Origin of the sequence: Pseudomonas sp. TNT2022 ID642, assembly GCF_028656995.1 — a bacterium.
In the GTDB taxonomy this organism is placed as follows: Bacteria; Pseudomonadota; Gammaproteobacteria; order Pseudomonadales; family Pseudomonadaceae; genus Aquipseudomonas.
The window spans coordinates 18409-27932 of record NZ_JAMDGW010000028.1; the positions used below are offsets into that span (position 1 = coordinate 18409).

The 9524-nt window shown below is 60.1% G+C and carries 9 protein-coding genes; 5 read left to right on the forward strand and 4 right to left on the reverse strand.

Features of this window, described 5'->3' with window-relative positions; all coding sequences use genetic code 11:
• Positions 1 to 21: 21 nt before the first annotated feature.
• The 3 genes from M5G26_RS24360 to M5G26_RS24370 all read right to left on the reverse strand — a co-directional run bounded on the left by M5G26_RS24360 (position 22) and on the right by M5G26_RS24370 (position 2582).
• Positions 22 to 822: a sulfite exporter TauE/SafE family protein gene (locus M5G26_RS24360; protein ID WP_273916679.1), complete on the reverse strand. Its 801-nt coding sequence runs from the start codon at positions 820 to 822 to the stop codon at positions 22 to 24.
• Positions 823 to 831: 9 nt separating this feature from the next.
• Positions 832 to 2076: an NAD(P)/FAD-dependent oxidoreductase gene (locus M5G26_RS24365; RefSeq protein WP_273916680.1), complete on the reverse strand. Its 1245-nt coding sequence runs from the start codon at positions 2074 to 2076 to the stop codon at positions 832 to 834.
• A 164-nt stretch (positions 2077 to 2240) separates the two neighbouring features.
• On the reverse strand, positions 2241 to 2582 hold the full coding sequence (locus tag M5G26_RS24370) for an ArsR/SmtB family transcription factor (RefSeq protein WP_007915092.1): 342 nt from the start codon (positions 2580 to 2582) through the stop codon (positions 2241 to 2243).
• Between the two features lie 91 nt (positions 2583 to 2673).
• Between M5G26_RS24370 and M5G26_RS24375 the strand changes: the two genes are divergently transcribed.
• Positions 2674 to 3537: an MBL fold metallo-hydrolase gene (locus M5G26_RS24375; RefSeq protein WP_273916681.1), complete on the forward strand. Its 864-nt coding sequence runs from the start codon at positions 2674 to 2676 to the stop codon at positions 3535 to 3537.
• An 87-nt stretch (positions 3538 to 3624) separates the two neighbouring features.
• Here the strand turns inward: M5G26_RS24375 and bkdR are convergent, their stop codons facing one another.
• A complete protein-coding gene (gene bkdR / locus M5G26_RS24380) occupies positions 3625 to 4113 on the reverse strand; it encodes a Bkd operon transcriptional regulator BkdR (protein WP_025111414.1) in 489 nt (162 codons plus the stop codon).
• Between the two features lie 185 nt (positions 4114 to 4298).
• Between bkdR and M5G26_RS24385 the strand changes: the two genes are divergently transcribed.
• The 4 genes from M5G26_RS24385 to lpdA are packed head-to-tail and all read left to right on the forward strand — an operon-like array spanning position 4299 to position 9244.
• Positions 4299 to 5534, forward strand: coding sequence for a 3-methyl-2-oxobutanoate dehydrogenase (2-methylpropanoyl-transferring) subunit alpha (locus M5G26_RS24385; RefSeq protein WP_016985244.1), 1236 nt, complete (start codon positions 4299 to 4301; stop codon positions 5532 to 5534).
• Position 5535: 1 nt separating this feature from the next.
• Positions 5536 to 6594, forward strand: coding sequence for an alpha-ketoacid dehydrogenase subunit beta (locus M5G26_RS24390; protein WP_003224000.1), 1059 nt, complete (start codon positions 5536 to 5538; stop codon positions 6592 to 6594).
• Positions 6595 to 7863, forward strand: coding sequence for a dihydrolipoamide acetyltransferase family protein (locus M5G26_RS24395; protein WP_273916682.1), 1269 nt, complete (start codon positions 6595 to 6597; stop codon positions 7861 to 7863).
• A gap of 7 nt (positions 7864 to 7870) precedes the next feature.
• The gene (gene lpdA, locus M5G26_RS24400; RefSeq protein ID WP_273916683.1) at positions 7871 to 9244 is read left to right on the forward strand and encodes a dihydrolipoyl dehydrogenase; all 1374 of its coding nucleotides are present in this window, start codon (positions 7871 to 7873) and stop codon (positions 9242 to 9244) included.
• The last annotated feature ends 280 nt before the right edge of the window (positions 9245 to 9524 follow it).

Consider the following 9524-nt stretch of genomic DNA (forward strand, 5'->3'; position numbering starts at 1 on the left):
GATCTTTTGATCTTCCAATACTCAAGCCCGCAACAACATATACCCCGCCACCACCAGACAGATACTGGCAAAACCCACCTGCAACGCCCGCGCCGGCACCCGCGCACAGAGCTTACGGCCGATGATCATGCCGACAATGCTGGCGACGATGAACGCCGCGCCCTGCCCGTCAATCCGCACACCGGCGTGAAACGAGCCGATCACCCCGATTGCCGAAATCAGACTGATCACCATCAACGACGTCGCAACAATCCCGCGCATCTGCACATCGGTCAGTTGCTTGAACGCCGGCACGATCAAAAACCCGCCGCCGACCCCGAGCAATCCGGACACCACGCCGGTAATTGCGCCTAACGCAGCCAACGTTGCGGTGCATTTGGCGGTCCAGTCAAAGCGCCCGGTTTGTTCATTGAGCATGCAATTCTTCTGGCCCCAACTGGCGTGACCGTGATCGCTCGGTCCTTCCTGCTGACGCTCGCGGCGCAGCATGCGCCAGGCCACCATGACCATCAGCAGACTGAACAGGACCATCAGGATTTTCTCCGGCAACTGGTGCGCGAAGTAGATCCCCAACGGCGAAAACACTGCGCCCAAAGCGGCAATCAACAACGCCGCGCGATAGCGCACCAGGCCATGACGCAGGCCATCGATCGCGCCGACCGCCGCCGCACTGCCGACCGCAAACAACGCCACTGGCGCCGCTTGCGTCATCGTCCAGCCAAGGCCGAGCACCAGCGCCGGCACGGCAAGAATGCCGCCGCCGGCCCCGGTCAAACCGAGGAGCAATCCCATCACTACGCCAAACAGACTTGCCAGCAACATAGGGTTTTCTCAGTCAACCTTTGACAGACCAGTCAGCCACTCGCGGCCCTTGAGCATGCCGTTCCAGTAGAACCACGGCAGCAGCGACGCCTTTAGAAACCACGCCGAACGCCGCGCCACGGTCGGGTCCAGAGGAAAGGTCGGCAGCAACTTCCCGGCATAACCGAATTCGGCGAGGATCACCTTGCCCTTCTCCACCGTCAGCGGGCAGGAACCGTAGCCGTCGTACTTCAGCGGCAGCGGTTGTTGCTTGCGCAGGGCGAGCAGGTTTTCCGCGACCACCACCACTTGCTTGCGCACTGCGGCAGCGGTTTTCGCGTTGCTGGTGCCACAGATATCACCGAGGGCGAATACCTCGGGATAGCGCGGATGCTGCAGGCTGTGCGGGTTGACTTCGCACCAGCCGGCGGCGTCGGCCAGAGGACTCTGGGCGATGAAGTCCGGCGAAACCTGGGGTGGCACGACGTGCAGCAGATCGAAGCTTTTCGCCTCACGGGTGACGTTGCCGTCAGCATCCTCGATCTCGAACCACGCGGTTTTCGCCGGGCCGTCGACCTTGACCAGATTCGAGTTGAACGCCAACTGCGCGTTGTATTTTTCGATGTACTTCATCAGCGGCGGAACAAACGTCGCCACGCCGAACAGCGCGGCGCCGGCCAGGTTGAATTCGACATTGATATTGTTCAGCGCACCGTTTTTACGCCAGTGATCGCAGGACAGGTACAGCGCTTTTTGCGGCGCACCGGCGCATTTGATCGGCATCGCCGGTTGGGTGAACAGCGCTTTGCCGCCGCGCAGTTTCTGCACTTGATCCCAGGTGTACTGCGCATGCTGATAGCTATAGTTGGAAGTAACGCCGTGCTGGCCGAGGCTTTCCTGCAAGCCTTCGATCTTCTCCCAGGCCAGGCGCAGGCCGGGGCAGACGATCAGGTTCTGGTAGCTGACCGTGCGTTGATCATTGAGGGTGAGTTGGCGCTTGTCCGGGTCGATTGCGGTGACCGCCGCTTGCAGCCAGTTCGCTTGCTTGGGCATGACCTTGTTCATCGGCCGGGCGGTGTCTTTGACGTCGTAGGCACCACCGCCGACCAGCGTCCACGCCGGTTGATAGTAATGCTGGGCGCTCGGTTCAATCACGGTAACTTTCAGAGCCGGATCACGTTTGAGCAGACTGGCGACAAAACCGATACCGGCCGTACCGCCGCCGATGACCACGATGTCTGCACTGATGGATGGGCCCCAGTGTTGATCGTTCATTGCTTGTTCCTTTTGCTGCACGCAAGGATTTCTCAGCCTTCACACAAATCCATTGTAGGAGTGAGCCTGCTCGCGATAGCGGTGGGTCAGCCATATCTTTATTGACTGATACACCGCTATCGCGAGCAGGCTCACTCCTACAGGGGTTGTGTGTTGGCTGGCATTTATTGATGACCCAGACTTTTCAGCACGGCGCCGCAATACAACCCGGAAAGCGTTTTCATCACCTGGATGACTTCCGGACTGGCAAGGCCGTAAAAAATGTATTTGCCTTCACGACGGGTCGCGACCAGTCCCTCATCACGCAGGATGCCCAGTTGCTGGGACAGCGTCGGCTGGCGCACACCGGTCATTTTTTCCAGTTCGCCGACGTTGCGCTCACCCTGAGTCAGTTGACAGAGGATCAACAGGCGATCCTCATTGGCCATGGCTTTGAGCAACGCGCAGGCCTTGGAGGCCGAGGCGCGCAGTTGGGCGACTTCACATTCGGTCAGACTGGATTGCATTTGCACGATGCCTTCAAGGTCACTTAAGCTGCGAACATTATGTTTTTAGATAAAGTGTTGCAACCCATTTTCCTCGTTCAGGTTGGTGTCCATGCCCGCGCAGATTGAAGCTTTCCTCGACCCCGCCTCCTCGACTTACAGCTATATGGTCTATGAAGCCGACGGCGGGCAATGTGCAATCGTCGATCCGGTGCTCGATTACGACGGCGCCGCCGGGCGCACCTGCACCGCCCAGGCCGACAAAATCATCGCCTTCGTTCGCGCCCACAACCTGCAAGTGCAGTGGCTGCTGGAAACCCACGCGCACGCCGACCACCTGTCCGCCGCGCCGTATCTGCGCCGGGAGCTGGGCGGGAAAATCGCTATTGGTGAATCGATCAGCAAAGTGCAGAACGTGTTCAAGGCGCTGTTCAATCTGGAGCCGGAGTTCTGCGTCGACGGCTCGCAGTTCGATCACCTGTTTGCGCCAAACGAATCATTCCGGATCGGCAATCTCAAGGCTACGGCCCTGCATGTGCCCGGGCATACGCCGGCGGACATGGCCTATCTGATCGATGGCGAGCAGATTCTGGTGGGCGACACCCTGTTCATGCCGGATGTCGGCACCGCGCGTTGCGACTTTCCCGGTGGCAATGCCCACCAATTGTTCAACTCGATCCACAAACTGCTGGCCTTCCCCGCCAGTGTGAAACTCTACGTCTGCCACGACTATCCGCCCGAGGGCCGTGAGTCGCAGTGCCAGACCACTGTCGGTGAGCAGCGCAAAGGCAATATTCATGTGCATGACGGGATCGATGAAGCGGCGTTCGTCGAGATGCGCACCAAACGTGATGCCGGGTTGGGCATGCCGACGTTGCTGCTGCCGGCGATTCAGGTGAATGTGCGGGCGGGGAATCTGCCGGCGGCGGAAGACAATGGTGTGGTATACCTGAAGATCCCGATCAACAAGCTTTAACGTCAAAAGATCGCAGCCTGCGGCAGCTCCTACAGTTGGAACGCGTTTTCCCTGTAGGAGCTGCCGCAGGCTGCGATCTTTTGATCTTCACGCCCCCAACGTCAAACCGTTCGCCGGCAGCGGCAATGCAGTTTTGTATCTCACTTGCTTCAGCGCAAAGCTTGACCGGATATTCGCCACACCCGGCACTTTGGTCAGGAAGTCCATCATGAAGCGTTCGAGCGACTGAATCGTCGGCACCAGGACCCGGATGAGGTAATCCGGGTCTCCGGCCATCAGGTAGCACTCCATTACCTCCGGGCGATCGGAAATCGCCTCTTCGAAATGCTGCAGCGCTTCCTCGACCTGCTTTTCCAGGCTGACGTGAATAAACACGTTCACATGCAGCCCCAGCAGATCAGCATCCAGCAGCGTGACCTGCTCGCGAATCAGCCCTAATTCTTCCATGGCCTTGACCCGGTTGAAGCACGGCGTTGGTGACAGATTCACCGAGCGTGCGAGGTCGGCGTTGGTGATGCGCGCATTCTCCTGAAGGCTGTTGAGAATGCCGATGTCGGTACGGTCCAGTTTGCGCATGAGACAAAATCACCTGTTTTTTATGTTTATGCAGAATTTCTATCTGCAAATCGTCTCCAGCGCAACGAAACAGAGATAAATATTCTTCTTGCCCGGGCCTATGATTGTTGTAGGACAAGATTTCTTCTACCGAAGAATGACTGCCAGCTCACTACAAGAAATTCACAAGATCGAGCGTAGAAGCCATGACCCAAGCGTATGAACCGCTGCGTCTGCACGTCCCTGAACCCTCGGGCCGTCCAGGCTGCAAAACCGATTTTTCCTACCTGCATCTGACCGATGCCGGTACGGTGCGCAAACCCTCCATTGACGTCGAACCTGCCGACACCGCCGACCTGGCGCGTGGGCTGATTCGCGTGCTCGACGATCAGGGCAACGCCCTCGGCCCATGGGCCGAAAACGTACCGGTAGAGATCCTGCGTAAAGGCATGCGCGCCATGCTCAAGACGCGGATCTACGACAACCGCATGGTGGTCGCCCAGCGTCAGAAAAAAATGTCGTTCTACATGCAAAGCCTTGGCGAAGAAGCCATCGGCAGCGCCCAGGCCCTGGCCTTGAACATCGACGACATGTGCTTCCCGACCTACCGCCAGCAAAGCATCCTGATGGCCCGCGAAGTGCCTTTGGTCGACCTGATCTGCCAACTGCTGTCCAACGAGCGCGATCCGCTCAAGGGCCGTCAGTTGCCGATCATGTACTCGGTCAAGGACGCCGGTTTCTTCACCATCTCCGGCAACCTCGCCACCCAGTTCATTCAGGCCGTCGGCTGGGGCATGGCTTCGGCGATCAAGGGCGACACGAAAATCGCTTCGGCGTGGATCGGTGACGGCGCTACCGCCGAATCGGACTTCCACACCGCCCTCACCTTCGCCCACGTTTATCGCGCGCCGGTGATCCTCAACGTGGTGAATAACCAGTGGGCGATCTCGACCTTCCAGGCCATCGCCGGTGGTGAAGCCACCACCTTCGCCGGACGCGGCGTCGGTTGCGGCATCGCCTCGCTGCGCGTGGATGGCAACGACTTCTACGCGGTGTACGCCGCTTCTGCCTGGGCTGCCGAACGCGCCCGCCGCAACCTCGGCCCGACCATGATCGAGTGGGTCACCTACCGCGCGGGCCCGCACTCGACTTCCGACGATCCATCCAAATACCGCCCGGCCGATGACTGGAGCCACTTCCCGCTCGGCGACCCGATCGCCCGTCTCAAGCAGCACCTGATCAAGGTCGGCCACTGGTCAGACGAAGAGCACGCCGCCGTCAGCGCCGAGCTTGAAGCCGAAGTGATTGCCGCGCAGAAACAGGCCGAACAGTACGGCACCCTTGCCGGCGGCCAGATTCCAAGCGCCGCGACCATGTTCGAAGACGTTTACAAAGAGATGCCGGAGCACTTGAAGCGCCAGCGTCAGCAGTTGGGGATCTGACATGAACGATCACAACAACAATATTCAGTTGGAAACCGCCATGACCACGACCACCATGACCATGATCCAGGCCCTGCGCTCGGCCATGGATGTGATGCTTGAGCGTGACGACAATGTGGTGGTGTTCGGTCAAGACGTCGGCTACTTCGGCGGCGTGTTCCGTTGCACCGAAGGCCTGCAGACCAAGTACGGCACCTCGCGCGTATTCGACGCCCCGATCTCCGAAAGCGGCATCGTCGGCGTGGCCGTGGGCATGGGCGCTTACGGTCTGCGTCCGGTCGCCGAGATTCAGTTCGCCGACTACGTCTACCCCGCCTCCGACCAAATCATTTCCGAAGCGGCGCGCCTGCGTTATCGCTCGGCCGGCGAGTTCACCGCGCCGATGACCCTGCGCATGCCTTGCGGCGGCGGCATCTACGGCGGCCAGACCCACAGCCAGAGCATCGAGGCGATGTTCACTCAGGTTTGCGGTCTGCGCACGGTCATGCCATCCAACCCGTATGACGCCAAAGGCTTGCTGATCGCCTCCATCGAAAACGATGACCCGGTGATCTTCCTTGAGCCGAAACGTCTGTACAACGGCCCGTTCGACGGCCACCACGATCGCCCGGTAACGCCGTGGTCGAAACACCCGCAAGCCCAGGTGCCGGACGGCTACTACACCGTGCCGCTGGACGTCGCCGCGATCACCCGTCCGGGCAAGGACGTGACCGTGCTGACCTACGGCACCACCGTCTACGTCTCGCAAGTCGCGGCCGAAGAATCCGGCGTTGATGCCGAAGTCATCGACCTGCGCAGCCTGTGGCCGCTGGACCTGGAAACCATCGTCAAGTCGGTGAAGAAAACCGGCCGCTGCGTGGTGGTTCACGAAGCCACCCGCACCTGCGGTTTCGGCGCCGAACTGGTGTCGCTGGTGCAAGAGCATTGCTTCCATCACCTGGAAGCGCCGATCGAACGCGTCACCGGTTGGGACACCCCCTACCCGCACGCGCAAGAGTGGGCGTATTTCCCAGGGCCGTCCCGAGTGGGCGCAGCGCTGAAACGGGTTATGGAGGTCTGAATGGGCACGCACGTTATCAAGATGCCGGACATCGGCGAAGGCATCGCAGAAGTAGAACTGTCGCAGTGGCACGTCAAGGTTGGCGATCTGGTCGTTGAGGATCAGGTGCTGGCGGACGTGATGACCGACAAGGCGATGGTCGATATTCCATCGCCGGTACACGGCAAGGTAATTGCCCTCGGTGGTCAGCCGGGTGAAGTGATGGCGGTTGGCAGTGTGCTGATCAGCATTGAAGTTGAGGGTGCTGGCAACCTGAAAGAGTCCGCCGCTCCTGTTGTTACGAAAGAGCCTGTTGCGCCGAAAGTTGAAGCGGTTGTTGAGAGCAAACCTGCTCCAGCCGCCCCACGTCCGGCTCCTGTTTGCCAAGGCCCGATGGTTGCCCGCGAAGCGGATGAGCGCCCACTGGCCTCCCCGGCCGTGCGCAAACATGCGCTGGATCTGGGCATTCAACTGCGTCTGGTGCGCGGTTCCGGCCCGGCCGGTCGTGTGCTGCACGAAGACCTTGAAGCCTATTTGGCGCAAGATCAGTCCAACGCTTCGGCACCAGTGGCCGCCGCTTACGCCCAGCGTAACGACGAAGAACAGATTCAAGTCATCGGCATGCGCCGCAAGATCGCCCAGCGCATGCAGGACGCCACTCAGCGTGCCGCGCATTTCAGCTACGTCGAAGAAATCGACGTCACCGCGATTGAAGAACTGCGCGCACATCTCAATGAAAAACATGGCGCCAGCCGTGGCAAGTTGACCTTGCTGCCGTTCCTCGTTCGCGCTCTGGTCGTTGCCCTGCGCGACTTCCCGCAGATGAACGCACGTTACGATGACGAAGCCCAGGTCATCACCCGTCTCGGCGCGGTGCATGTCGGCGTCGCCACACAAAGCGATGTTGGCCTGATGGTGCCGGTGGTGCGTCACGCCGAGGCGCGCAGCCTGTGGGACAGTGCTACAGAAATCTCGCGTTTGGCCAACGCCGCACGCAATGGCAAGGCCAGCCGCGATGAACTGTCCGGCTCGACCATCACCCTGACCAGCCTCGGTGCGCTGGGCGGCATCGTCAGCACGCCGGTGCTGAATCTGCCGGAAGTAGCGATCGTCGGCGTGAACAAAATCGTCGAACGGCCAATGGTCGTCAAAGGCCAGGTGGTGATCCGCAAGATGATGAACCTCTCCAGCTCGTTCGATCACCGCGTGGTCGACGGCATGGACGCGGCGCTCTTCATCCAGGCCATTCGTGGCTTGATCGAACAACCCGCCACTTTGTTTGTGGAGTAAGGCGCGCATGCAATCTCTGAACACTACGCTGCTGATCATTGGCGGCGGCCCCGGCGGCTATGTAACGGCGATCCGCGCCGGACAACTGGGCATCCCGACGATTCTGGTCGAAGGCCAATCTCTGGGCGGCACCTGCCTGAACATCGGCTGCATCCCGTCGAAAGCGCTGATTCACGTGGCTGAGCAGTTTCACCAGACCCAGCATCACAGCCAGCATTCGGCGCTGGGCATCAGCGTTGCCGCACCGACCCTCGACATCACTAAAAGCGTCGAGTGGAAGGACGGCATCGTTGATCGCCTGACCACCGGCGTCGCTGCACTGTTGAAGAAGAACAAGGTTCAGGTCATCAACGGCTGGGCCAAAGTCATCGACGGTAAAACCGTGGATGTCGGCGACACGCGCATCCAGTGCGAGCATCTAGTGCTGGCCACTGGTTCGACCAGCGTCAATCTGCCGATCCTGCCGATTGGCGGGCCGATCATCTCCTCCACCGAAGCGTTGGCGCCGAAATCCGTACCGAAACGTCTGGTCGTGGTCGGCGGTGGTTACATTGGTCTGGAACTGGGCATCGCTTATCGCAAGCTCGGTGCCGAGGTCAGCGTGGTTGAAGCGCAGGATCGAATCCTGCCGGCATATGACGCTGAACTGACGCAACCGGTGCATGACGCGCTGAAGCAACTGGGCGTGAAGCTGTACCTCAAACACAGCGTGCTGGGTTTCGATGGCACCTTGCAGGTGCGCGATCCGGAGGGCGAAACCCTGAATCTGGAAACCGATCAGGTGCTGGTCGCCGTCGGCCGCAAACCGAATACCCAAGGCTGGAACCTCGAAGCGCTGAACCTGGATATGAACGGTTCGGCGATCAAGATCGACAGTCGCTGCCAGACCAGCATGCGCAACGTCTACACCATCGGCGATCTGAGCGGCGAGCCGATGCTGGCCCACCGCGCCATGGCCCAAGGCGAGATGGTTGCCGAGTTGATCAGCGGCAAAACCCGTGAATTCAACCCGACGGCCATTGCTGCCGTGTGCTTCACCGACCCGGAGCTGGTGGTGGTCGGCAAGACGCCGGACGAGGCCAAGGCTGCCGGGTTGGACTGCATCGTTTCCAGTTTCCCGTTTGCCGCTAATGGCCGGGCGATGACGCTGGAGTCGAAAAGCGGCTTTGTGCGCGTGGTCGCTCGTCGGGATAACCATGTGATTGTCGGCTGGCAAGCGGTGGGCGTCGGGGTTTCCGAATTGTCGACAGCGTTTGCGCAAAGCCTGGAAATGGGCGCACGACTGGAAGACATCGGCGGCACCATTCATGCGCATCCGACCCTGGGTGAAGCGGTGCAGGAAGCGGCGTTGCGTGCCCTCGGGCATGCGTTGCACCTGTAGCTGCGTTGATCGTTCCCACGCTCTGCGTGGGAATGCAGCCGGGGACGCTCTGCGTCCCAAAAGCCGAACGCGGAGCGTCCGATGAGGCATTCCCACGCAGAGCGTAGGAACGATCAAGCGTGGGAACGATCAGTGGAGCGAATTCCGGCTGCGAAACCGCTCAAGAATGAAGTATTGTTGTGCCCATCCAAAAAACGTCAGAAGCCTTGAACCGTTTCGGCGGTTGTTCAGTGATAGAGGGTGTCATGGGTAACGAAAGCATCAATTGGGACAAGCTGGG